The 24788-nt window shown below is 45.7% G+C and carries 21 protein-coding genes and 4 pseudogenes; 12 read left to right on the top strand and 13 right to left on the bottom strand.

Annotation, left to right across the window (positions count from 1 at the left end):
• Nucleotides 1-110: 110 nt before the first annotated feature.
• From K0C01_RS02790 to K0C01_RS02765, 6 genes and pseudogenes are all read left to right on the top strand, one after another.
• Nucleotides 111-1061, top strand: a pseudogene (locus K0C01_RS02790) (transposase).
• 37 nt (nucleotides 1062-1098) lie between these two features.
• Nucleotides 1099-2028 (top strand): CDP-glycerol glycerophosphotransferase family protein, encoded by a 930-nt coding sequence (locus tag K0C01_RS02785; protein ID WP_221170537.1) that lies wholly within the window; start codon nucleotides 1099-1101, stop codon nucleotides 2026-2028.
• A gap of 1 nt (nucleotide 2029) precedes the next feature.
• Nucleotides 2030-3028: a transposase gene (locus K0C01_RS02780; RefSeq protein ID WP_221169459.1), complete on the top strand. Its 999-nt coding sequence runs from the start codon at nucleotides 2030-2032 to the stop codon at nucleotides 3026-3028.
• Entirely contained in the window at nucleotides 3000-3440 is a 441-nt protein-coding gene (locus K0C01_RS02775) for a CDP-glycerol glycerophosphotransferase family protein (protein ID WP_221170536.1), read from the top strand. The genes K0C01_RS02780 and K0C01_RS02775 overlap by 29 nt, the downstream gene beginning before the upstream one ends.
• 365 nt (nucleotides 3441-3805) lie before the next feature.
• Nucleotides 3806-4914: pseudogene (locus tag K0C01_RS13025) on the top strand (transposase).
• Nucleotides 4915-5423: 509 nt separating this feature from the next.
• The gene (locus K0C01_RS02765; protein WP_221170535.1) at nucleotides 5424-6338 is read left to right on the top strand and encodes a polysaccharide deacetylase family protein; all 915 of its coding nucleotides are present in this window, start codon (nucleotides 5424-5426) and stop codon (nucleotides 6336-6338) included.
• Between the two features lie 8 nt (nucleotides 6339-6346).
• On the opposite strand, the gene K0C01_RS02760 is transcribed toward K0C01_RS02765, so the two are convergent.
• The gene (locus K0C01_RS02760) at nucleotides 6347-7042 is read right to left on the bottom strand and encodes a PglD-related sugar-binding protein (RefSeq protein WP_221170534.1); all 696 of its coding nucleotides are present in this window, start codon (nucleotides 7040-7042) and stop codon (nucleotides 6347-6349) included.
• 127 nt (nucleotides 7043-7169) lie between these two features.
• Nucleotides 7170-7460 carry a hypothetical protein gene (locus K0C01_RS02755; RefSeq protein ID WP_221170533.1) on the bottom strand — a complete coding sequence of 97 codons (291 nt, stop codon included), beginning with the start codon at nucleotides 7458-7460 and terminating at the stop codon, nucleotides 7170-7172.
• Here K0C01_RS02755 and K0C01_RS13020 point away from each other — a divergent pair.
• Together K0C01_RS13020 and neuB are read left to right on the top strand one after the other, a co-directional pair.
• Nucleotides 7392-7772 (top strand): DDE-type integrase/transposase/recombinase, encoded by a 381-nt coding sequence (locus K0C01_RS13020; RefSeq protein WP_221171178.1) that lies wholly within the window; start codon nucleotides 7392-7394, stop codon nucleotides 7770-7772. The genes K0C01_RS02755 and K0C01_RS13020 overlap by 69 nt on opposite strands.
• Before the next feature lie 506 nt (nucleotides 7773-8278).
• Nucleotides 8279-9322, top strand: a complete 1044-nt coding sequence (gene neuB, locus K0C01_RS02745; RefSeq protein WP_221170532.1) for an N-acetylneuraminate synthase — start codon at nucleotides 8279-8281, stop codon at nucleotides 9320-9322.
• On the opposite strand, the gene K0C01_RS02740 is transcribed toward neuB, so the two are convergent.
• The 7 genes from K0C01_RS02740 to K0C01_RS02710 all read right to left on the bottom strand — a co-directional run bounded on the left by K0C01_RS02740 (nucleotide 9319) and on the right by K0C01_RS02710 (nucleotide 15606).
• Nucleotides 9319-9723 carry an acyltransferase gene (locus K0C01_RS02740; RefSeq protein WP_221170531.1) on the bottom strand — a complete coding sequence of 135 codons (405 nt, stop codon included), beginning with the start codon at nucleotides 9721-9723 and terminating at the stop codon, nucleotides 9319-9321. The two genes, neuB and K0C01_RS02740, sit on opposite strands and share 4 nt — an antisense overlap.
• Before the next feature lie 24 nt (nucleotides 9724-9747).
• Complete coding sequence (gene neuC, locus K0C01_RS02735) at nucleotides 9748-10908, bottom strand: UDP-N-acetylglucosamine 2-epimerase (RefSeq protein WP_221170530.1); 1161 nt, start codon at nucleotides 10906-10908, stop codon at nucleotides 9748-9750.
• Nucleotides 10909-10932: 24 nt separating this feature from the next.
• Nucleotides 10933-11694, bottom strand: coding sequence for an oxidoreductase (locus K0C01_RS02730; RefSeq protein WP_221170529.1), 762 nt, complete (start codon nucleotides 11692-11694; stop codon nucleotides 10933-10935).
• 2 nt (nucleotides 11695-11696) lie between these two features.
• Entirely contained in the window at nucleotides 11697-12398 is a 702-nt protein-coding gene (locus K0C01_RS02725) for an acylneuraminate cytidylyltransferase family protein (RefSeq protein ID WP_221170528.1), read from the bottom strand.
• Nucleotides 12398-13339: a Gfo/Idh/MocA family protein gene (locus K0C01_RS02720; protein ID WP_221170527.1), complete on the bottom strand. Its 942-nt coding sequence runs from the start codon at nucleotides 13337-13339 to the stop codon at nucleotides 12398-12400. The genes K0C01_RS02725 and K0C01_RS02720 overlap by 1 nt, the downstream gene beginning before the upstream one ends.
• Nucleotides 13336-14337 carry a UDP-N-acetylglucosamine 4,6-dehydratase family protein gene (locus K0C01_RS02715; protein WP_221170526.1) on the bottom strand — a complete coding sequence of 334 codons (1002 nt, stop codon included), beginning with the start codon at nucleotides 14335-14337 and terminating at the stop codon, nucleotides 13336-13338. The genes K0C01_RS02720 and K0C01_RS02715 overlap by 4 nt, the downstream gene beginning before the upstream one ends.
• A 144-nt stretch (nucleotides 14338-14481) precedes the next feature.
• Nucleotides 14482-15606 carry a DegT/DnrJ/EryC1/StrS family aminotransferase gene (locus K0C01_RS02710; protein WP_221170525.1) on the bottom strand — a complete coding sequence of 375 codons (1125 nt, stop codon included), beginning with the start codon at nucleotides 15604-15606 and terminating at the stop codon, nucleotides 14482-14484.
• A 519-nt stretch (nucleotides 15607-16125) separates the two neighbouring features.
• Between K0C01_RS02710 and K0C01_RS02705 the strand changes: the two genes are divergently transcribed.
• Nucleotides 16126-16638 (top strand): hypothetical protein, encoded by a 513-nt coding sequence (locus K0C01_RS02705; RefSeq protein WP_221170524.1) that lies wholly within the window; start codon nucleotides 16126-16128, stop codon nucleotides 16636-16638.
• 716 nt (nucleotides 16639-17354) lie between these two features.
• Here K0C01_RS02705 and K0C01_RS13015 read toward each other — a convergent pair.
• Nucleotides 17355-17684 carry a hypothetical protein gene (locus tag K0C01_RS13015; RefSeq protein ID WP_255568358.1) on the bottom strand — a complete coding sequence of 110 codons (330 nt, stop codon included), beginning with the start codon at nucleotides 17682-17684 and terminating at the stop codon, nucleotides 17355-17357.
• 373 nt (nucleotides 17685-18057) lie between these two features.
• Here K0C01_RS13015 and K0C01_RS02695 point away from each other — a divergent pair, with 373 nt between their 5' ends.
• Entirely contained in the window at nucleotides 18058-18642 is a 585-nt protein-coding gene (locus K0C01_RS02695; protein ID WP_221170523.1) for a hypothetical protein, read from the top strand.
• On the opposite strand, the gene K0C01_RS02690 is transcribed toward K0C01_RS02695, so the two are convergent.
• On the bottom strand, nucleotides 18629-19519 hold the full coding sequence (locus K0C01_RS02690; RefSeq protein ID WP_221170522.1) for a hypothetical protein: 891 nt from the start codon (nucleotides 19517-19519) through the stop codon (nucleotides 18629-18631). The two genes, K0C01_RS02695 and K0C01_RS02690, sit on opposite strands and share 14 nt — an antisense overlap.
• An 876-nt stretch (nucleotides 19520-20395) precedes the next feature.
• Nucleotides 20396-21397 carry a transposase gene (locus K0C01_RS02685; protein WP_221170521.1) on the bottom strand — a complete coding sequence of 334 codons (1002 nt, stop codon included), beginning with the start codon at nucleotides 21395-21397 and terminating at the stop codon, nucleotides 20396-20398.
• Nucleotides 21398-21953: 556 nt separating this feature from the next.
• On the opposite strand from K0C01_RS02685, the gene K0C01_RS02680 reads away from it, so the two are divergent.
• Nucleotides 21954-22730 (top strand): O-antigen ligase family protein, encoded by a 777-nt coding sequence (locus K0C01_RS02680; protein ID WP_221170520.1) that lies wholly within the window; start codon nucleotides 21954-21956, stop codon nucleotides 22728-22730.
• Between the two features lie 438 nt (nucleotides 22731-23168).
• Here K0C01_RS02680 and K0C01_RS02675 read toward each other — a convergent pair.
• Nucleotides 23169-23603: pseudogene (locus tag K0C01_RS02675) on the bottom strand (ISH3 family transposase); the annotation flags it as partial.
• A gap of 30 nt (nucleotides 23604-23633) precedes the next feature.
• Here K0C01_RS02675 and K0C01_RS02670 point away from each other — a divergent pair.
• A pseudogene (locus K0C01_RS02670) lies at nucleotides 23634-24727 on the top strand (IS630 family transposase).
• Nucleotides 24728-24788 lie beyond the last annotated feature (61 nt).

Below are 24788 nucleotides of genomic sequence, written 5' to 3'. Positions count from 1 at the left end.
TTGTTATTATTTGAACGAGAGAACTCAAAATTCTCGGAGCAGAAATTTATTAAAACGTATAAGGCGGTGGGGCAGAAGTCCTCACAAGGAAGCGGTAGGACGAATTTGATGTGTCCAGCACCAAGTCCGTCCTACCGGATAACGATACGGTCGAACAGGTCTTCAAAACACTGGAGACTGAGACAACTGCGCTGTTCGAACACCTCGATTTGTCGTTCCTCACCGACTATCCCGTGTTCGCCCCCTTGGATCGGGGGCGAACACGGGTTCACGAGCCACCAGAACTCCTGAAAGGTGTCCTCCACTGCTTTTAACATGATATCTACGGTCCTCGTCCAATGGCGCGGGAACTCCGCAACGAGGATGTCTGGCGACAGTGTGGCTTTGAGAGTCCGCCGTCCCGGCGGACACTCTCACGGTTCATCACTGACTTCGCACTCGTCGCTGAAGACGTATTCATCGAGTTAGTTCACGAACTTGTCGAGCAGGTGCCGCTCGGCAAGCTCTTTCGCATCGATGGGACAAATCTTCCGGTTGATCAGCGTGACGAGGACGCTGACTGGAACTACGATCACGCAGAAGACGACTACTACGGCTACGGCTGCTGTGTCGTCACCGCAGCACACAATATACCGGTCGCAGCAGCGTTCACTCCAGCTAAGAAGGTCGATACCCCACGCTGGTTCCTCGGTGACTCAGAGTTCGATATGCTGGGGTGGCACGACTGGCTGCTGGAGCAGTCAGTCGTGCCGATATCGCCGTACAACCCACGGAATACGGACGATCCACCAGACATAGAATACCGCGTCGAAGAGCGAATCAAAGAACACAGCGACACCGTTCGTCTCTGGCAGCACCAACTCGATGAGACGTATGCAGAACGCTCACGGGTTGAAACAGCGATTGGTGTCTGTAAGGATCTCGGCCTCGGGACCCGGCGGGTCCGAGGCCGAGTACGCGTAAAAGTACACGTCTTCATCGCTCTCTGCCTCCGATTGGCCGTCGCACTCGCCAATCACCATCGGGGAAACGATGTTGCCAGTCCAACCATCACGCTATGAGAACAGTTCTGCACCACCGCCACGTATAAACAAAGCAATGCGCAACATGGCAATGGATATGCTCAAAAGGTCAAAGGAAATTATTCGCAAAGAGGGATTACTAGTATTTGCACAAAAAAGTTTGAAGTATTTGGCCCAAAAAGTTAACAGATATATAATACGTTATGTCGGTGGGGTAGTTCCAAATCGCCCCGACTTAGTTATTTTTGGAGCGCACAGGGGAGAAAGTTATCGCGGTAATCCTCAAGCAGTCTATGAACATATATTGGATAACGATTATGAATTAACTCCTATTTGGATAACCAGAAGCTCGCAGGTTTATGATAGACTGAAGAACGAAAACAAACCAGTGGTTCACATGAACTCGATCCGCAGCTTACAAACTCTTTTTCGAGCAAATATAGGTTTATTTACTCACCAAACAAGTGATCTTTCTCCCACAGGGAGGATGGGAATACCGTCGTCGCTTAATCTAATCTACTGTCAGCACGGGAATCCAATAAAAGGGGACCCCGAAGCGAACCCAGATAAAAGAACACACAAGAAAAAGCGGAATGAGCAGGTTGAATATGTTCTAACAACTTCAGAATTCCAAATCAACCAAAGATTGAAAACCCGACCTTTATCAGAGGATGATTTTGCTATAACCGGCTACCCGAGAAATGACAAAATATTTTCAAACCCTGAGATAGATTTCGCCAATAATTACTCTCATATTGTTATGTATGCTCCAACTCATAGAAAAACAGAAAGTTTAGAGATGAAGTTCTTTCCATTTGAGGATTTCAACCCACAGAAGCTTTTTCAAAAACTAGAAGAACACGATATTTTACTTCTTATACGCCCTCACCCGGATGTTACGAGGGGTACACATGTCGGTGATGAATATGAATCATTGAGACATTTCCTTAACAGCTTAGGCGGTGGTGCAGAAGTCTTCACAAGGAAAGCGGTAGGACGAAATTGATGTGTCCAGCAGCAAGTCCGTCCTACCGAGTAACGATACGGTCGAACAGGTTTTCAAAGCACTGGAGACGGAGACGACAGCGCTGTTCGAACACCTTGATCTCTCCTTTCTCAAGGACCTTCCCGTGTTCGCCCCTGATTCGAGGGGGCGAACACGGGTCCACGAGCCCCCAGAGTTGCTGAAAGGTGTCCTTCACTGCTTCTACAACGACATCTACGGGCTCCGACCAATGGCGCGAGAACTCCGGAATGAAGATGTGTGGCGGCAATGTGGATTCGAGCGCCCACCGTCCCGGTGGACGCTCTCACGGTTTATCACTGATTTCGCTCTCGTCGCAGAAGACATCTTCATCAAATTGGTGCATGAGCTTGCCGAGCAGGTCCCGTTCGGCAAGCTCTTCCGCATCGATGGTACCGACATTCCCGTCGATCAGCGTGATGATGACGCTAGCTGGAACTATGACCACAGCGAAGACGAGTACTACTACGGTTACGGCTGTTGTGTCGTGACCGCGGCAAACAACATTCCGGTCGCAGCAGCGTTCACTCCAGCAAAGAAAGTCGATCAGGAGACGGCGATGCGCGTCACGCGTGACGCGCTCGCCGTCGAAATCCCTCGATGGATGGTCGGTGATTCAGAGTTCGATATGCTGGAGTGGCACGACTACCTGCTGGCGCAGGCGGTCGTACCGGTTGCACCGTACAATCCACGCAATACGGACGACCCGCTAGAGATTGAGTATCGCGTCGAAGACCAGATCAAACGGCACAGCGACACAGTTCGTCTCTGGCAGAAACAGCTCGATAAGACGTATGATCAACGCTCACGGGTGGAAACAGCGATTGGTGTCTGCAAGGATCTCGGCCTCGGGACCTCGCGGGTCCGAGGCCGAGTGAGGGTCAAAGCACACGTTTTTCTGGTTCTGTGTCTTCGGTTGGCCGTTGCGCTCGCTAATCACCATCGAGGAAACGATGTCGCCAGCCCCAACATCATGCTATGAGAACCATTCTGCACCACCGCCTAACAGCTTAGAGAACAAATCTAATAATATAAAGATAGCCTCTGCGGATAAGTATGAAGATGTCAATGAATTATTAGCAATAACAGATATCTTGGTAACGGACTACTCGTCAATATATAAGGATTTTATGTTAGTTGACCGTCCAATGATTTTTATCCCGTATGATTATGACGAGTATAAAACAGAGAAAGGACTTCTGTATGATTACTTCGATACTATACCCGGACCTGCTGTTGATTCACAAAAAGATTTTTTAAACGAGGTCGAGTCAGCAATCAAAAATGATCCGTATGAAGATAAGCGTCAAGAGAGGTGTGAAGTAATCCATAAGCACAGAGACAATCAATCATCTGATAGAGTTGCAGAACTTATTGAATCTATGGTACGTTGAACAGGCTCATTATACTATTAATACTCTAATAGCACGTTGCACGCTTTCGAAACTAGGGCCAAAAACCAGATAATGTTGCAGGTTCCTTTAAACAGAGTTGGCTAATAATGCCCATACACGGGCACTAACTATCAGCTAATTTTGCACATGCAACGGGCTATCTAATATCGAACCTGGATTTTGCGAAATATTGTGGAAACAATTAATAGAATCGGTACTACAATGACAACAGTAAGTTGATGTCCTGTATTTCTGAGCTCAGAGCGTTTCTTCTTGAGACGCCAAACCTTCGACACGGCCCCGCTATACTGCAGTAATTGCCGAACCTAACTTAGCTTCATTTTGCTTCGGCCTTGAGTTTGAGTATGGTAGAGACAACTGAGGCAAAACAGGTCTGTCGCGCTGCTTCAACGGTGCTGTACCCGCAACTGGATTTCGGAGTCAAACAGTGCGGTAAGTACACGAGAGAGGATTTCAAAAGAATCCTCTCTCGGATCGCCTTCGATTAGGAGTTTGCAAACACGGGGGGCAAGACACTCCAATTGGACCGGGAAAAACAGGTTGACATTACGTCCACTGCTCGAAATCCGCTTGCTAAATCCCTACTGTACCACTTGCGGAACCTCTCGATGGACGCCGTCAACGACCAGTTTGATGGCGTCCGGGATCGATTGTTCGAAGTCCTTCGTTCACAGCGGCGACTCCCCGCATTCGTCGATGTCGCCATCGATCTTCATCAGTGGCGGTTCTACGGCTCAGCCGAGACTGACCACGTCATAACGACGTATCCCGATCTGGGAACGAACAAAGCGTTTTGCTTTGCAACGCTCTGTATCGTTGCTCCTCGTACGCGATTTACGCTTGCTGTTCTCCCAATGGATTCGACCGGCTTTCGCGCCAAGCGCGAAGCCGTTCGTTCCCTCATAGAAACCGCACGTGAGTACTCTCAATTCGGCACGTCTATCTTAACCGTGGATTCTACCAGGTCCACGTCGTTGCGGAATTAGAACAGTTAGGTGTGGATTACATCATCCGTGCACGCCTGAGTAGTGGAATGAAAGGCCGTCTCAGCGCCGGCGCTGAGACGGTTGCTGATGAGTACACGATGCAGCGAAAGCGTCCGCCGACAGCGACGGCTGATGTGACGGTTTTCGCGGTTCCACACCGTTCAAGCGATGACGCACACGTGTGGTTTGTCACGAGCTTGGGTGTAGATTCTTCAACAGCGAAAGCGTACGCGGCGGCATTCCGCCGCCGCTGGGGCATCGAAACCTCATATCGGCAGATTGGTGACTTTTTGCCGAGAACGTCTTCGCCGACGTTCTCGGTTCGATTATTTTACGTTCTGTTCGCGGTTGGCCTGTACAATCTGTGGGTTCTGGTAAACGTCCTCGTCGGTGGTGAGTACCAGCCGAAGAGACCGCCGATTTCGACGCGAATCTTTCGACGACTTGTCGTGACTGACTACGGTTAGTATAGCCTCTTGTTTTGACCGGGACCCCGGTTAGTGAGTGATTTCTTGAGAGGTATTGCTCGGGAACGCCGCCTGACGGCGTTCCCTCGTATCCTTCGATCATCCAGCACTGGGAGAAAAGTCACACTTGCTGCGATCCCGGGGCCAACTCCGTCGTAGCTGCCTCGACGAAAGTCTGATTCGGCAACTACTGTACTGAGGTGGGACCGAGCAGAGTTCTTCGGTCAAAATGAGATGATCTTCGAAGAGCTCCAAGCAAACAGAATGAGCTCTTCGGATACAGACCTTTTGGATAATGAGCGGATGTGCAAACCAGCCTACCTGTGCACACCACTTGTTATAACACCATTGAAGCCACCAAACACTTGATAATCAGTCGCCAGTTGAACTACTCAAATATCGATAGTCAATCTAGTAGTGCCGCTCAGACTATGTTATCATTTAAGAAATCCGTATTTTGATGTGTACTCTCCCAAGATGTATATTTAATGCCTGAGTGCACAATAGTAATGTATCACTACGTCCGGGATCTCAGCAGAAGCAGGTATCCGGAGATTAATGCGCTTACGATTGATGAGTTCAAATATCAGCTTGACCACCTTGCAGCTGAGTATTCCTTTATTACGGTTGATGAACTTCAGTCAGCTCTGTACCATGGAACAGATCTACCGAACAATCCCGTATTGCTAACTTTTGACGATGGATTCATTGATCACTACCATACTGTGTATCCAATCCTTAAACAGAGAGGTATCCAAGGCGCCTTCTTCCCGTCTGCAGAACCAATTGAGAATGATATCGTTCTTGATGTCCATAAAATCCATACGATCCTTGCCCAACGGGAAACTGACAAGCAGTTGGTTGATGATGTTTTTGATTGTCTTGAACATTACCAGCCCCAGTTTGATTTAGACACTCCAGAACAGTACTACACAGAATTAGCCGAAGAAGGAAGATGGGATCCCAAAGAAATTGTCTTTGTAAAGCGATTACTCCAACATGTGCTTCCAGAAAAACCACGAGAACTCGTCGTTGATGATCTTTTTGACCAGTATGTCGATGTTGACGAACAGACCCTCTCACAAGAGTGGTACATGACCAAAAATCAACTTCGAGTCATGGCGAACAACGGCATGCATATTGGAAGCCACACTGCGAATCACTATTGGCTGGATACACTGTCTTTACAGGACGCGGTCCATGAAATTGAGCAGTCGCTTTCATTTCTCGAAGACATAAACGGCACAACCGACGACTGGACGATGTGCTACCCATACGGCGGGTATGATGATACGACACTTGAATTACTTGAAGAATACGACTGCAATCTTGGGTTTACAACATCCCCTCGAAGGGCTGATACTGAAACTGACAGCCCCCTCGAATTACCCCGGCTTGATACTAATGATCTGCCTCAGGCTTAGAAAGTTGTCTAAATATCGGAATATTTGTCATCTGATTCTGTGGATTTTCTCATTTCTCGTGCCGGTACACCTGCTACAACCGTCTTTGCCGGAACATCGTCTACCACAACTGCACCCATCCCGACTAATGCCTGATCCTCTACAGTTGTTGCACCTCTGATCGTACAATTCATCCCAAGATAGCATGCCTCTCCGATAGTAGACTCTCCTGCAATACAAGTACCACCTTCGATCCGAGTATAATCGCTGACCTTATCATCGTGACTTATTCGAGCATCTTTGACCATCACGTGATTTCCTATAATAGCATTCTCATATATGCAAGAGTCTGAATATACAATAACACCTCTACCAAGATCTGCGCTTTCAGCTATGTACGCGTCTGGATGTATTACAGAAACAAACCGTTCGTCAGCAATGCCTGCTTCTGATATAATGTCAGGTATCTTCCAAAAATAAGATGGTCCGCCTATTGTATTTACAAACTGAACATCTGAGTCAAGATCACTCGCTTTTTCAACTGGCCCCAGTACTTCCACTCCATGAATGCTTTTACCCCACTTCGATTTATCGTTATCCAAAAACCCAATACAATTGAACTCTCGCTTATTCTCACTTCGCTTGTTTATATCGTCTATGATACCAAGCGTGTCTTTTCCAGGTCCTCCTGCCCCTAAGATAGCAAGCTTTGTCGGTGACATCATGTTATCTTTATATTTAAATTACTTCAATATTTCTCGTGTCCGGAAAGAGGTGTCAACTTTAGCGAGATTGTAAAAAGTGTGGTCGAGCTGAATTCTGGTTTGGTGATCAGAAATACTCGACCATGTGCTAAAGAAGGCGCGCGAGCAAGAAATATTTTCCCGCGAGGACACGCCGACCGAGCAGCGTGTCCTCGCTAGTTTTCTGTATCACACCGGGTTGTCGTTCCGGCGGATCGAACCGTTCGTAGACGTATGTCACGTCGCCGTCCACGACTAGTATCATCGGCTCGAACATCTCTTTGAGCCTGACCGCGACCGGCGACAGGCGGTCGCGGTCGATGAGACCAAACTGGAGATTAAAGACGAAGAGGTATACGTCTGGGCAGCTGTTGACGTAGACACGTTTGAAGTGCTGCATGTTGATGTCTCGCCCGGTCGATCGAGCCTTGATGCGTTGTTGTTTCTGAAAGAAACACTGAAGTATCGCCGCGGTCGGCCGGTAGTGCTGGCTGACCGCGGCGAGTGGTACGACTGGCCGCTGGATTTTCTCAACTGCGAACCTAAGCGAGAAACGTGGGGAGACCGCTCACTTATCGAAGCATGGTTCGGGGTGCTGAAATTCCGAACCATGCTGTTCAGACACCGTTTTCCCCAGTACAGTACACGAGAATCAACCAGAAGTTGGCTCAGAGCTTTCGCAACTCTCCACAATGCCATGCTCCAACGTTAACACCCCTTCCGGAACTGGTTAGATCAAAAAATTTGAGAGGAAAACAATTTATACTGAGGGTTCCTATACCATTCACGGACTTGTCACGAATAACTTAAACGTAGACAGTTAAGACACTTAAGAGAATGAGTACAAGTACACACCGACACTCGTCCGCTGCTTTACGGTTCAACCTTACTCGATAGCGTTGTCGTTGTGTGAAGTCGAGCCTAGTATCGATCACCATCACTAGATAATATGGAATTAAAAAAGCGCTGTCCGACCAACAGAGTGAACTCGTCGACGGCCTCGCCGCCACGGGTCGCGGTCGTTAAGAACAACCTCAGAATTAAGGGAAAAAGGAGTGTGGGCCTTGGTGGTAATCGACGTGGATACTTTTACCCCATGGGTAGCAACTACTATTATATAATAAGCTATACTCCAGTTGCTGTTATAATGTAATGACCGAGATAGAGTATACTGCGAAACTGATATTTTGGACAATCTTATATATATAAATACTCCCAATGGAAATCGATGGAACGCATATCGGTTCTGGCCAGTCGCCATATTTTATCGCTGAGGCGGGTGTAAACCACAACGGTGACGTTGAACTTGCGAAGAAACTAATTGAGGTTGCTGCTGACGCTGGTGCTGATGCCGTGAAGTTTCAGACATTCAGTGCAGATCGATTAGTTAGTGACCAAGCCGAAGCCGCAGAGTATCAACAAGAGCAGGCTGGATTTGAATCCCAGAAAGCAATGCTCGAGCAGTATGAATTAGATAAATCAGAACATTATGAGCTAATTGAGTACGCAAACTCACATAACATCACATTTCTATCAACTCCGTTCGACAAAGACAGTGCTGACATGCTTCGTGAGTTGGGTGTCCCGGCGATTAAGATCGGATCAGGAGATCTTACGAATCATCCGTTGCTAAAACATGTTGCAACGTATGATGTTCCACTTATTGTGAGCACTGGAATGAGTACGATGGATGAAATTAAGGAAGCATATGATGCAATTCAGTCGGTTGATCCTGATCCCGATATTATCTTTTTACACTGTACGTCCTCTTATCCCTGTGAACTTAATGATGTCAACCTTCGTGCCATGAAAACGATGAAAGAGGAATTACCGACTCCTATTGGGTACTCAGACCATACGACTCTTATTGAAACTCCTGCATTTGCCACAATTGCGGGAGCACAGATCATTGAAAAGCACTTTACTCTGAGCTCTTCACTTCCCGGCCCTGACCACGCCGCCTCCTTGGAGCCTGATGAGCTAAATGCGGCCGTGGAACTAACCAGAGATGCGCACAAAATTTTAGGTCACCCAGAGAAGCGACCAGTAGACTCTGAGCTTGAAAGTCAAACAAAATCACGGAAAAGCATCCATGCAGCTAAAGACCTCTCCGCTGGAACTACGCTAACACAAGACAGTGTTACAATAACCCGACCAAACCACGGAATTCCGCCGTATGCGCTAGATGATGTAATTGATCAAAAGCTTGTAGTTGATGTTGATCAGGACCAACCAATAACCTACGAAACACTTGATAACTAACTGTTCAACTCTTCAGCTGGAACCCCGGCTACCACCTCTCCTTCGCTAACATCGTCATTGACCAGACTCTGTGCACCAATTACAGCATTTTTCCCAATTCTAACTCCTGGCAAAATAACTGTATGCGATCCCACCTTCGCTCCTTCTTCTATCCGTACTTTTCCTTGCTTTTGATCAATTGTTGATCGGCTATGGACTGCACAGTGAGAGCCAATCTGAACTCCTTCTTCAATAACCACACCAGCGTGTGCATTGATTACTGTAAAGGCCCCAATATCAACGTACTCTGCCAACTCAAGATTTTCTGGCGAATTCACGACCCAATTATATTTTGTTAGCTCTCCGTCCTCTATGTCTGGGTTTCTCCAATTTTCAAAACGTTCTCTGGGATCACTGTCCATTGGTTGTATCAATAAACTATAACGCTATATATCATACGTTAACTTCTTTCTTAATAGGGTCTGTTTGTTCCCTTCAATAGAGATTAACCGATCACAAATCCGCTTTGCTGCCCCTCCGTGTTCATATGGATTACTCTCCTTTGTTGCTGTCTGCTTGATAGTGTCATCGTGTATGCACTTATTGATTTTAGCCTGAATGTCCTGACGGGAGTGATCAGCAGAAATCACGTACTCTGCTCTCTCTCTCCCCTCTTGACGAGGTCCTATATCAACAACCGGTAAGTCTAATGATGGTGCTTCGATAATTCCACTGGACGAATTGCCAACCAATACATCTGCAATATTCATTAATCCTAAATAGTCTGCTCGTGGAATACTTTGAAATGTTTGTGTATCACCGTCAAATGATCGTCTCTGAATCTCCTCGATCATCTGATCCCCACCAGCATCTGAATTCGGATAAATGATAACCTTCTGTGCGTCAAACTCATCCACCGCGTCTAATGTCGTTTTCATTTGCTCACCAGCCTTTTTTGGTTGGGTTGTTACTGGATGCTGAACTATCAACATAAGCGGCTTTGATGGGTCTATATCGTATTTTGAACGTATCTCTTCGGAGGAAGAATACTTCCCTCTCAATATATCATCAAGCCCCGGTGCTCCTGCGATAGTGATCCGCCAGTCTTCTTCTCCAAGACGCCTGATCCGCTCTGCGCTTTTTTCTGAAGCTGGAAAATGTATATGAGCGAATTTCGTAATCGCGTGTCGAATACTGTCATCAATTACGGCCCCGTGCATTGCATCTCCACCGTGAATATGTGCAACTGGTATATTCATATGTGCAGCTGCAAGTGTTCCAGCCAATGCTTCATCGCGGTCTCCAAGTACCAAGACGACATCTGGATCGAGACTATCAAATACATCTGCAATCCCCATTGTTCCGATTCCCAGTGACTTTGCCATCGTCACTCCTCTATCGCCATCCAACTGCATTTCGACCTTTCGATCAACGCCAAAGCCATCTTTTTCTATTTCCTCGACAGTCATCCCATGTTTTGGAGACAGATGCATTCCAGTTGCAACGATGGACAGCTCTAACCTATCGTGTGCTTGGATCGCTTCCATTGATGACTTTAGTAATCCATACTCCGCTCGTGTACCAGTCAATACTGTAATATTCTGCATGATTGGTCTTTTAAGAGCTATATATCACTTAATTGTCCATCCTCCATCCACGACAATATTTTCGCCTGTAACGTATGAACTTGCTTCGCTCAATAAATACACGACGGTCCCAATGATGTCTTCTGTCTCTGCCATGCGATCCAGCGGCACCCGACTTTCGTACTCCTCAACAAACGAAGACGGCTGTCCATTATATATGCCACCCGGACTTATGACGTTAGCTCGTATCCCATCACCCCCAAAGTATGAAGCAATATATCGAGTAAAATTGATAACACCTGCCTTAATAGCGGAATACTCAATAGGGCTTGTCATATCTAACCCCTCGTATACGCGAAAGTCAGGTGCCTGTATTCCATATATTGACCCAAAATTAACTACAGATCCTATCGTATTCGCATCCAGCATATTTAGAATTGCCTCTCGACAGACAAGATAATATCCTCCAAGATGCATGGTCACGTTCTCTACCCAGTCTTTGTATGCAACCTGCTCGAAGTTATTTCCGTAGTTCTTGTTTCGTGGATAAGCCGTGTTGACAACCCCGTCTATTTGATCCATCGAACTCATTGCGCTTTTGACTTGTTCTGGAGCTGTAATATCTAAGTGGCTGTACCTTACCCCTTTCACGGTTTCTTCTAGTTCTTTCCCTTTTGCATCATCGACATCGGTAGCGATTACGTTTGCGCCAAATTCTGGTAACGCTTTACATATCTCTTTTCCTACTAGACCACAACTCCCCGTAACTAAAATTGTTTTACCAGATAAGGAGAACATATTCCGCATGTTTAATCCCTCTGCTCTGCCAAACAACGGGCGATTTTTAAGTCCAATTTAGAGTCAATATCTATTGATCTTTCCCGTGGCATGACTGATACTTTTGCCTTCCCATCGTGAACTGAATCTGTGTTCATAAGAAACTCTTTTTCGTACGTGTACACCGATGCGTTCATCTCATATACCTTTGGAGCATCCTGCCGCCGAGTCACTTCCCCACCCGAGTCTTTACTCAATCTGGCATACCCATCTTCAGTGCGTTCAACCATGTTGAAGTATGGATTCCTTTCAGCTTCACATACGGTATACGAATTCGTAACTTCCTCGTTATTTACGACGACTTGAAAGCAGTCTTCTATATCCTGAGGTTCCCTAAGCGGTGTGGTAACTCCAATATCGACAATAAACTCGTAATCCTTACCTGTAATTTCTTCCATCTTCTTGACGGCGTGCTGAATCACAGGGCGCTTTGGACTTTCATCCTCAGCCAGTTCTTGGGGTCTCATGAACGGTACTTCCTCTCCATGTTGTTCAGCAACTGAAGCAATTTCATCGTCATCTGTAGAGATTACTAAATCAGTGTCTCGCTTCCACTGTCGAATGTCCGCTATCGCGTGTGCAAGTAGTGGTTTGCCGACCACATTTTGTATATTCTTCTTTTTTACGCCCTTTGAACCTCCTCTAGCACAAACTGTACAAAGAATATCAGACATTAGTTCTTCCTCCTAGCTTGCAGTGCTAACTCTAAAATTCTTTTTCCCTCCTGTACATCATTGTGTGTCTGTTTCCCTTCCTGAATACAATCCCAAAAGTAATCAAGTTGATTCCTAAATCGGACATCACGTCCATAATCGAATGACTCTCTTTCTACTGAGTTGTGACGTTCCACAGTTAGTTCTTTGTTCTTCAAATCTCCGATTATTGTTCCTTGCTCACAGATAACTTCAATCTCACGCTTTGGTTTCCGCCTACAATAATCCAAATGTATACTCCCGATAGGTCCGTTATGACTACGAAAAATCATTTCAGCAACCGCCTCTGAATTGATATCCAACATATCTACATATGATATCTCTGACGCAGTGATCTTGAGTTCTTTTAGCAACCAATATGTATAATCCAGCTCATGGATTAAATCAAGCACGACTCCGCCACCCATTTGTGGATCTGCGCTGTATGAGCTTCGATAATCTTGATCCGGCCGCCAGTCAGGTAAATATGACCCCGTTTCAGCCCGATATGACACTATCTCGCCTAAAGCGGTTTCTTTGATCATTTCTCTAATTTTCTCTAAAATTGGATCATATCGTAGCTGACATCCCATCAGGGTAATAAGTTCTCTATCAGACACTATATTGATCAATGTATCAACCCCTTCAAGTGAGTGTGATAATGGTTTTTCAATGAGCAAGTGACAATCGTTCTTCGCACATTTAATTGCAGTCTTTACATGTTTGTGTGTTGGATTTGCTATCACTGCAGCGTCTATATCCTTTTTAAATGCCTTTTTAAAACTGCTATACTCTTGGATGCCCAGACTATTACCAGTACACTCCTGCCTGAGAGCAATTACATCAATATGTTTGTCTATATTTTTAAGCAACCTTGCATGCCGGTGCCCGATAGACCCTAGTCCGACGACGAGTACTTTCATACTACGTCCAACGAATCAATAGTCTCAATTAATTGTTTCTCCGAAAGTAGTTGCGTATCAGCCGAGGTGTACTCTGAAGAAATAGATGTTAACTGATTTGTGTCAACCTCATATCCCTCAAATTCAATCTGAGGAAGGATGACAAACATTTCGTCTAACTCTTTGGCGTGATGAGCTTCCTCTCTGGAGATCAGCTTTTCATGTTTTCGTTCTCCGGGACGACTACCGATAATTTTCACATCTACGCTATCTGAATCATCGCTGTATTCTTTAATCATTGCTTTTGCTAAGGTCCCTACTTGGAAGGCTGGCATCTTTAATACGAACACTTCCCCCCCTTGCATCCGCTCTTGCGCGGTAATTACCAGCTCAACTGCTTCTTCAGTAGGCATAATAAATCGGGTCATCTCTGGATCTGTAACTGTTACTGGTCCCCCTGATTGTATTTGATCAAAAAAGAGCGGAACAACCGAGCCACTTGACCCAAGTACGTTTCCAAACCGTACACAACCGAACCGTGTCTCTCGACTTCCTTTATACGTGTTTGCTGCAATAATGAGCCGCTCAGAGAGCAGTTTTGTTGCGCCCATTACCGATGTCGGATTTGACGCTTTATCGGTGCTGATACCAACGAACGATTCCACTTCCTCTTCTAATGCCGCTCGAATCAGATTCTGTGTCCCCTGTACGTTTGTCTGTACAGTTTCAAATGGATTGTACTCATTAATTGTCACGTGTTTTAACGCAGCAGCATGGAATACAACATCAATATCTTCAACAGCAAGCTTGAGCCGATCTTGGTCTCGAACATCCCCTAACAGAAACCGAAGCTGTTGATCATCCTCAAATTCACGCTGAAGCTGGAACAGTCCACTCTCACTATTGTCAAAGACACGCACGACATTAGGGTCGTGTTCTAACACTTTCTCTACTAAATGAGATCCTATCGATCCGCAGCCACCCGTTATCAGAATGTTCTTTCCCGAGAGCGACGACATACCTGTATACTCATCCTATAATTTGATACACATTACGGTTCAGTAATTTGACTACATTGTCTGTCGGCTGCTCAATCAATGTATCAGATCGAAATGCACTTGTTCATTTTTATCGTACTGCTCATGTTCGAACTGGTATGAATATCAGCTAACAACATCTTCAATTGTCCCAACAACTTGTGCGATTTCTTCTTCGCTAAGATTTGGGTGCATTGGAAGCGATAATACCCGACTTGCAATGTCTTCTGTAACTGGTAGATCTGGAATTTCCTCAAGTGACTCACGATAGTACTCAGTTTGATGAACTGGTGGATCCCAGTACACTTTTGATGCAATATCTTGTTCAGAGAGTGCGGTAATGACCTTATTCCGCTCTATAGTTGAATCGAGTTCAATTGTATACAGCTGGTAGACATGTGTGGCCCCCTGTGAAGGTGCATGTGGTTTAACTCCCTGTATCTCCTCGAATTGTTTAGTATATTTTTCTGCTACTGATTGTCGCTTATCAATCAATGTATCAACCCGATTCATCTGCGAGTATCCGAGTGCGGCTGTAATATCCGACATCCGGATATTTGTTCCTACATCAACATACGATCCCGACTCTGCGCGATCAAAGTAATTTTTCGTTGCCCGTCCATGCGATCGGTACAGTTTGATCTGCCGTGCAAGTTCATCGTCGTCAGTCACAACTGCCCCACCATCGCCTGTTGCAACAATTTTGTTCTGACAGAAGCTCAGTGTTGCTGCTTTCCCGAATGACCCCAGTTTCTGTCCGTTGTATTCTGCACCCAGTGCTTCGGCATTATCCTCAAGTACTGCAATCTTATGTTCCTCGGCAATCTGGCAAATTGCTTCAATTTGCGACGCTGCTCCGTATACGTGTACCGGTAGGATTGCTTTTGTCCTGTCTGTGATCTTTGCTTTCACCGACACTGGATCTAAGCCATACGTTTCTTCTTCGATGTCTGCGAAAACAGGTGTCCCACCAGCTAACTTTACTGCGTTTGCTGTTGCAATAAATGTGAATGATGGGACGATTACCTCATCGCCGTTTGATACCCCCATTGCTTTCAGTGCTGCAACAAGGGCTGTTGTCCCTGAGTTTACCGTCAGTGCGTGGCTCACTCCAAGATACTCTTCTAACGTCTCTTCCAGCTTGTCCACATAGGGGCCCTTTGTCCAGTAGCTTCCGCGCTGAATTGAGTTCGTTACATGTTTGAGGTCACTCTCCTCCCAGTCAATCTCAAAAAGTGGGATGTTTGCCATTCTATAATCGAGTTACTGTATCCATGCTAATGAATGGTTTTGCCTTCGCCTATTATCCATCAACATTGTTTTTGCTGACTATGACTATGTCTCACCAGCGTGCTCACGGAGCTAACGACATGTCCGTATCACGCTTTCAGAAACATTGGGATCGACTGACTACAGGTATTCCCGAGATTCACGTGAAACCCTTGATGAGGTGATTTCACTTCCCGAATAGAGCATCTTAACAATGCTGATACAGTTGTCCTGTTTTGACTTCTGGTTGTAACGTCAAATATTTGTCCCCGATATTACCGAATTGTGGAGTACCTAGATGATTTGAACACTCCTGTTATCCCTATCTCAGGTATTCATAAGTTCTTTCCGGGAGACAAGAAGGAATTACAGAGACGTGTGTTTGATTCAACGACAACTGAGTTTCTCAACTTTGTAAAAGAGCACTGCCCGGATCAGAACATCCCAACTCGTACCGATTGGGTTAGTCGAGTCCTTAACCAGAACGGGTATGATACAATAATGACTGGTGATCCAGCATGGTACGACCCCGAAATGATTGGCACTTCATTCCACAAACCAGATAGTATTGATCAACTCGTGTTTACTACTCCACACGACAATATTTATGCTGAACAGGCAAAAGCACTACTTGCACGGCTTGCAAAAAAATTCGAATCTTCTGATAGATACATTGTGCTACAATCCGCACCTAAAGATCTTGATCGTGAATTAATCTCCTTTGCTCGAGAATATAACTGGCAACCCCACTACGCCAGTCATGACACAGATAATTTAGAGCTGTACCGTGAATCTGATCTACACGTCGGATACCGAAAACACGGTCACTTAGCACATCTCCGCTGGCGACGACCGTCTGTTGTACTTGCTGAAGACTCTCGGGCGCAGGGACTAAACGAAACGTTAGGCACAGGCGGCTTCCCCGCGTATGATCCTAAAGGGGACTCCTTCCATGGTCGCGTAAGTAGACATAGGCTGAATATCTCCCTACTCGGGAACTTAACTATTTGCTAAGCAAAATCTCCTCTGGTACTCTTGATACCAAACTTCTCAAAGCCTCGTAAGCGGCGATGCTGTTGATAACGTATTCTCGTTTATCGAACGTCAGCAGGAAAACAACTAGAAAGCATATGACAGAGTTCAAAACGTAATTGATGACACCTACGCTAATTCCATGAAACCATACATTGATCAATCACTATCTCCTCATATCTGAGATCCCAAGTTACCGGTTGATTGATATAGTTGGTATAGTAGCACTGCTAGATTGAGGTTAAACTGAACAGAGTTCTTCAATCATGGTGGGAAGATGCTCTTCGAAGAACTCCAAGTAGACATAATGGATTCTTCGGATGTGGAGTGTTTGGATGGTGATCAGACGCGCACGCCAGCCTGATCAGCCATGCTGGCGTATGCTGCTCATGCTGGAGCCGCCTCGTTAGCCGAGTGTCGAGACCTCTATGAGTGGTTTGGTGTCGTTAGTAACTCGGGAAAGCTATTGAGGAAATTCAGCAATCGAGGGGATAAATGCCGTCACGTCCGGTGAATTTTGACCGTTTATTTCCTCGTTCCTCAAAAACTTCTGCGGAGTACTATCGACGCTGAACCACGATCCAGCACTGGTATCAAGCCTACGCTGACCACTACGACCAGGACTTCACCGCTGAACCAGAGCGAATCGCTGTCAATGAAACACAAATGTAGCTCGAAAATGGACAGAGAGCGTGGCTTCACGCCGCTATTGACGGGATACGAAAGTAGTCCTCCACGCACGACTTTCGTGGCATAGAGGCCGCGATCCTGCTGAACAGCTCCTCGACGAGCTGAAAGAGAACCACCGCGTCTCTGACGCGGAGTTTCTCGTCGATGGGATGGGCTATCTCACCGCGCTTGCTCGGACTGATCTGAGTGGTGAGCTTAACTATACTGACCGCAACATCGTCGAAAAGCTCTTTCAGACATATACAGTGCGAATTGAACGCTTTCACGAAATCTGAAACGGCAGTCAGGCCAGCACCGAGCGCTGGCTGACTGCTTACACCGCATACTACAATCATCATCGCAGCCACCAAGCACTCGACAATCAACCGCCTGTTGAAGCACTCAAGCGAGAGGGTTCAATCTAGCAGTGCCCGACTTTGCTGCTCCACAGACTTTATATTAGCGTCCATCTGACTAAACCACGTGACAGTAGGACGAGTCATTGAACATTTCAGGACTGAAGGCATCCAGCCGACAATAAGAAAAATAGTTCAATATCTACCAAAGAGCATTCCCCCCACCGGGATTCCATTCTATTATCAATGGAAGGCTTGGCGTAACTGGAATCAATCCGGAGATTTCTCTGTACGGCCAGATCCACTAAAGATTGTTTGGATCTCACCTGAAAAGATTGTATATAACTCAAAAAACCGGTTCTCGTATTTATCTGATATGTACCGGGATATCGGCTTAGTCGCAGGTGGCAGTTGGGATCAATCAGATCAAAAATTCTGTGAAGAAACTATTTATGATTCTCCTGAGCCTCATATTACCGTCTACAGCGGTTTACGGAGTCGATTTGAAAATGGCAAACCATGGGAACAGACTGAGTTCATACAGCATATATTAGACCGATTAGAAGACGAACAGTCTGTTTGGCATGGCTGCAAATCAAAACAAGATGTGCTCAGCAGGTGTGCAAAGCTAGATAAACTATACAATATAATAAAAGAGAATGGATATCAGAGTCGACGGGAACTACTAAATGAGGACAATGACCATCTCCGATACACTCCAAAGCTTAATCCAATGCGATTTTATTACAAATATGATGAAGTTGTTTGTAACCTCGGTCGTGATGGAGAATTTTTATTCGTTGGTGGCCACCATCGACTTTCAATCGCGAAAATATTGGACATAGATCGTATTCCTGTAAGGATATTCGTTCGGCACAAAGAATGGCAGCAAAAACTTGATAGACACAGTGAAGAGAAAACAAACGAGAATTTTGGCCACCCTGATCTTAAGAATCTGTAGGTTGGTCAAAGTAATATGGTAACTGTGGATATAGTGCCGACTCCTTAGCACCAATGTATAGACTGCAATTATATTTTCTTAGCACAGTTTGTTGAAGTACACTGATCACCTCTGGTACTGTTATCTCTTTTTCGCTCTTATTAGCTGTTTTGTGTTGTTTGCGTTTTACTTCTGGCTTTTTGACTGGAATACCCCTGTCAAGATAGTGTCTGCTTTTCTCTGTGTAAAAGTGCTCCGGGTTACTGAGATCAACACCACATAGAACAATACCTTGATAACCCATTCGTAAGCCTAGCAATATCAAGTATATAATTGAAGCACAGTTATAAGGTATAACATTAATTGATTTTTGTGAAAAGTATCCTAAATTATCAATTATCTCATACCCACGAGCCAATGATGTAAGATTTTCGGAATTTCTTGGTATCCCTGTCTCCACAGAAAAGTATAGATATGACTTAATAGCCTGTGGCAGCCGACTGAGCTCAATCTCTCCTGATAGTGTTGGGATATCCTTTAGTAGGAATGGTGTACCCTTATATTCTGGTGCTCTTGCCTGAAAAATATGGTAAAGTGCATCTCGATAGTCTTTATTTCTCGGTAGCTCAAATGTATAAAAGTCCGGAACGAAATCGTGAGTCGCCCAATAATTAACTCCAACTGAGTCGTTATCTGCGATTGTACTCCATTGTGCATCTGAGTATCTAGTGACTGATGATCCTGTACCAAGGACGAACAAGGTATCACTTTCTTTGATGCCTGTAAAATCCAAACTCGCGATCGTGGGCACTCCTGTCTTTTCTGAAAGCTTATTAACAATATACCTATTCTCTATAGTTTTTGCAGCAGTGTAACCTAGTGAATATGGGACAAACATACGCCGTTTACCGAAGTTTCCAATTACTCGCAGCAGACTGTTCGATGACACTGGTCTATCCATATATGTACCGTTGTTTGTGTGACTAATAAAATCACCTGAGAGGAGCCTATGAATCTTGATCTATTCCGACATACTATTTTATTTGTTGATCTCACGGGCTCAGTTGTGCGGCATTTTGAGTATCTAGCAGTTCTCTGGACCTAGGTGGAAATAACAAGACAGAATAATTAAATCCGTATGCTTTTTATCCGATACATACAAACTGATTTATGATTTTGTGGTTAAGAGCAGATTTGACACTTACAGTCAGTGCCCAGCTCTTTTGATCCTGATACTTACAGGACTGCTTCCTGGAACTGTGTTCACTTCTTCTTCTGTAGGGACTATCATTTTCTTACTGAGTTCTGTAGTGGTCGCTGCCTACTTTGTTGTCATGTCTGGTGGACATCTTAAATTAACTACCAGTAAAAATGTCATGTTTGCCACTGGATTAATCTTTACCGGGATTTTTTCCCACATTGCTACTGGTGGAGCACACGGTACACCGCAGTACTTTTATTTTGCATATACTGGCGTCATAGTATTTCTATTTATGTTCGTTTTCCCGAGTTACCTTAATTATAACTACTTTGCAATACTTGTCTCTGCTGTCGGTGGGATTATTTCTGTCATTGGATTCATAACTCTCCGTTATGGCGAAGTCGAAATTCTTTGGTTCACTATTAGGACATGGGGTGACAGTCTTCGTTCAATATTTTCTGGAAGTTCTAATCAGACTGCCCGGTTTTTAGCTCCTGCTGTTATACTCTCCTTTTATAAGCTTCATACAACGCGAAAAACTACATACTTACTGTGAGCGTGTCATAGAATCAATCACAGGGTCTTGAGCTTTGTCCGTCCGGGATTGTCTCCCTGTTCGTAATTGGTGATGGCGACGATCACACGGAGACAAAGCGCCACGAACACCTGTGTTCGTGCGTGGACTCGGCCTCGGGCGCGGACGTGCCCGAGGCCGCAGTCCTTGCAGGCTTCGTTTGTTCGTTCCACTTGCGTCCGGTGATCGTACGTCTTGTCCAGTACTGACTGCTTGAGACTGATGTCTTCAGCGTGTTCGTCGATACGGTCTTCGACCCTGTATTCGATGTCAAACGGGTCGTCCGTGTTGCGTGGATTGTACGGTGCGATCGGCACGATTCCCTGCGTCAGCAGGAAGTCGTGCCACTTCAGGATGTCGTAGGCACTGTCTCCGAGCATCCAGATCGGTGTTTCGACGGCGAGCGCGTCCTTCGTGACGCGCATCACCGTCTCAGTATTAATTTGCTTTCGTTGTGTGAACTCCGCTGCAATCGGAATCTTTGGCCCGGCTGAAACAATCACACAGCCGAAGCCGTAGTAGTGTTCTTCAGCAGTTGAGTCGTAGTTCCACGTCGCCTCATCGTTGTACTCGATTGCAGTGATGTGAGTCGAATCGATGCGGTATGTGGGGTCGAGCAGGCCCCGGTAGGCGGCCTGCTCGACGAGACGGTCAAAGACATCATCCACCACCAATTCAAGATCAGTGAGAAACCGGTCAACAGTGTCTCGTGAAGGTGGTTTCTCGAAACCCCAGGACAGCCAAGTCAGTGTATTTCGGAGCTCTCGTGTAACTGGGCGTGTGCCGTAGATACCTTTGTAGTAGCAGTGGAGAAAACCTTTGAAGAGTTCTGGTGGCTTGTGTACTCGTGTTCGCCCCCTGCTCGCGGGGGCGAACACTTCGTACTCAAGCAGAAAATCGAACTCCAAATACTCGAACAGCGGTGCTGTCTCCGTAGCCGCGACATTCAAGAAGTCGTCGACCGAAGCTACGTCCTGCAGGGTGCTGGCGCTCGTAGACACAGTTCCAACACCCTGCTTCCTTCATTGAGAACGTTTCTATGACATGCTCTGATGCTAGTAAAGAATAATTGCTCGCCGGTACCGATGTCCAAATGGGTAAGAGATATAGTCTTATCTCTTTTTTGTACCGACTATGGCGTCAAAAGACGCAATTTGGTTGTATATATTGCTATCTTCAGCAATCGCTCCGCATACCAACATTGTTCCCGGAGAATTGGGGCGCGTTATATTCATATCGACGTTACTTATTGTCTTAGTATATATATACAGACGTGAAGAAAAAGTCGAGATCATCTGGAATAGTTACATATTGTTTTTCATGCTGGTATTATTTTTCATTTTTTCTATTCACATACTCCTAGGTAATTATTCCTCAGAATATCAGGTATTTTATCTGATCTACACATATGTGCCTTTATTCATATGCTTCTTCATTATATCAAACTATGTTACTGTCGATAACCTTTCGTCACAAATATCTCTTATTGGCACAATCCTTGTGATAATTGCAATTCCTTCGTTATTCATAGGAGAATATTCACTACTCGGAATTCCTGTGGAAGTCTACGAAACCCGTAAAGCTATTCTTGGGGATTATACAGTTAGCTCAGTAATGAAAGGCAGTCCCAATCAATTGGCTCAAGTTTTATTCTTCTCTACCTTGGGCTCGCTGCACATCTTTTTTAATATTGACAAGAAACGGGGTTTAATTTTGCTGCTATTTACTGGTTTTGGCCTCTTAGTAACTGTCGGTCGAAGTGCTATTGGTGGTGTGATTATTTCAGCGGTTATCTATTTATTATATCTCCTCCCGACAGGAATACTATTGAAAATCGGTCTGTATTCATTCCCTGTTGTATTTCTATCTATTATCTTCTTACTATTCACCTCGATGGAAATTCTGGAACGAGCCATACCAATTGATTTCACCGGTCGATTTACTGTTTGGGAATCAATATTACAGGCTAATGAAAACTCACGACTGATCGGAAATGGACTTAAAGACCAATATCTAATTATCGAAAAACACCACCCTGAAAACCAAGGTTACAGTGCACACAGTGCATATATGTCAATCTATTTGTCTACAGGCATTTTAGGCCTAATGATATATATATTATTTATTTTGTACGTATATCTTCAGCATTTATTAAGTGAAAACGATCCATTTTTAATTTCAATTGCAATTGGAACTCTTGTATGGCATTTCGTCGGTGGTAATTGGATCGTTGGCAATGAATGGGATGCAGTTATTCTATTAATTATCTTTGGCATGATGATCTCTGGTAAAAGTAACAAAATGATTGCATCTCAAGTTAGCCATCGTAACTGACATGAATTGAGTGGCGGCGTGACAGTGTTCAGATGAGCATTAAAGAACAAGGCATAATACTTCCAAAGTGGGCACACCCAAAACGTCTATCTCATCGTTGACACTATTGCTCAGTTCAAATTAGATTCTGTGGAGCGAGAAATAATACCACGACTACCGATAAAACGCAGTACTCAACTCTACTCTGCTGGATTCATAGTGTCGGTACTTCACGAACGAGTCGGTACACCGTGATCTGAACGTCGTAAAATAATCATTTTTTATATGATTTAGAGGTAATTCCTAAAACTATATTGAAACAAGCGTCGCCAGAAATGAGCGACAGCTTCAACAGAACGAGAACAGTCCAGTACAAGCAGATTTAGCAGAGAGCTGTCGCTGGTGGGCCTCGGAAACAGGCCGTGGGCTGACCGCGGTCAGCCCGCGGCCCACCGAACCGTACGTCTCAGGAACTCCCATGTCGTTTGTCTCAATGTACCAGCGTCTCTCTAACTCCTCTTCCAGTTCCTTCCGAATCCAGTCGCAGAACGTCTTAAACGTGAACTCGTCGGGCAGCTCGCGCCCGCCCCGCCGTGGGCGGGCGACGAGCGCCCACCGTAACACGAGCCGGAGGTTCTCCAGCAGTGCTGCGATAAGCATGATTGCAAACCGCACGACGGGATCACGTGTCGTCGTGATCCCGCGTGCTTGCCGGAGTAACCGGTAGGTCGTTTCGATGCCTGAACGTTTCCTGTAGAGGCGTTCAGCCTGCTTTGGTGACTTCTTGGCGACACTGCAGGCCACGTAGCCTCGAACAACCTCACCATGCTTGCCACGATTACCGTTCTGGTATGAGACAGCGACCGCAAGCGGGAAGCATAATGAGTATGAAGACTTTTGTGAGCTAGGCTCGATAGAAGAGTAGTGGAACCCTCACGTCGAAAAGAAATTAAGTGTCACTTGACTGAGGAAGAAATCGATAAATTACTGCGTGAGGCCGAAGACGGTCACCACCTTCGCCGGCTTGGATTTTTGAAAAATCTCTACCAAGGCGACTCGATCCCGGAGGCCGCCGACCGAGAAAGTCGGTCGGCCATCCCCAGTGGTCGCTGGGCCGACGCTTGGAACGAGGACGGCTTAGAAGGACTGATGCCGAGTTTCGGGGGCGGCCGGCCCCCGAAACTCGACGAAGATGAGCAAGAAGAGCTGGTCAAGATGCTTTGTGACGGCCAGCCGTGAAAATCACAGGGGATTCAGCATCTTCTTCAGGAGGAATTCGGCGTTTCCTACAGTCCAAATTACCTTGGTACCTTCCTTCGGGAACTCGGTCTCTCATACGCGAAACCACGGCCAAAGCGTCCACATCGACCAGAGAATCCTGATGAAATCCTCGAAGAGCGCGTCGATGACGCGCTCGACGAGGACAACCAGCCACACAACAAACGTGAGGGAGAAGACGACAAAGGATGGACTGTTGACGATGATATCTGCACCGATGGTGGTACAGTCCTCGGATTTTTTGACGCATCGAAGCCACAACCGTACGATAATTCACGACGTGTCTGGTACGTAGACGATCCTCACATTGAGCGGGAGTTAGTCAAGACACATGATTCTGCGGTTGGATTCTACGCGTTCAATGGCGAGAGCTTGGTTGAGCTCACTGAAGACGAAAAGAAGGAACGAATCTGTGGTGTATTAGAAATGGTTCGCGAGCAGAATCCGCTTGCCGGGATTCTGCTCGCCTTGGATAAGCACGGAACTCATAGATGTAAATACACGCGCAATCGTGCGCATGAACTCGGAATCGACCTGATTTTCATTCCATCAGGCTCACCCCACCTCAACCCAATCGAACAGGTCTGGAAACATCTCAAGTGGACAATGGCACCGATTGTCATTGACAACGAAAGTGAATTCAAAACCCTTGTTCAGAGAACGTTCGAGAAAATAACGAATCGTGTCAGCTTTGCAAAGAAGTGGTGTGAGAATTCCTTGACTTTCAAAAGCTATCTTAGTCATTATTCCACGACGGCAACTTGCGAGTACTCTGTGTGGGTATCGACACCAAGGTACATT

Source organism: Salinarchaeum sp. IM2453, from assembly GCF_019693215.1.
GTDB lineage: Archaea > Halobacteriota > Halobacteria > Halobacteriales > Salinarchaeaceae > IM2453.
This window is presented reverse-complemented; position numbering and strand designations above follow the sequence as displayed.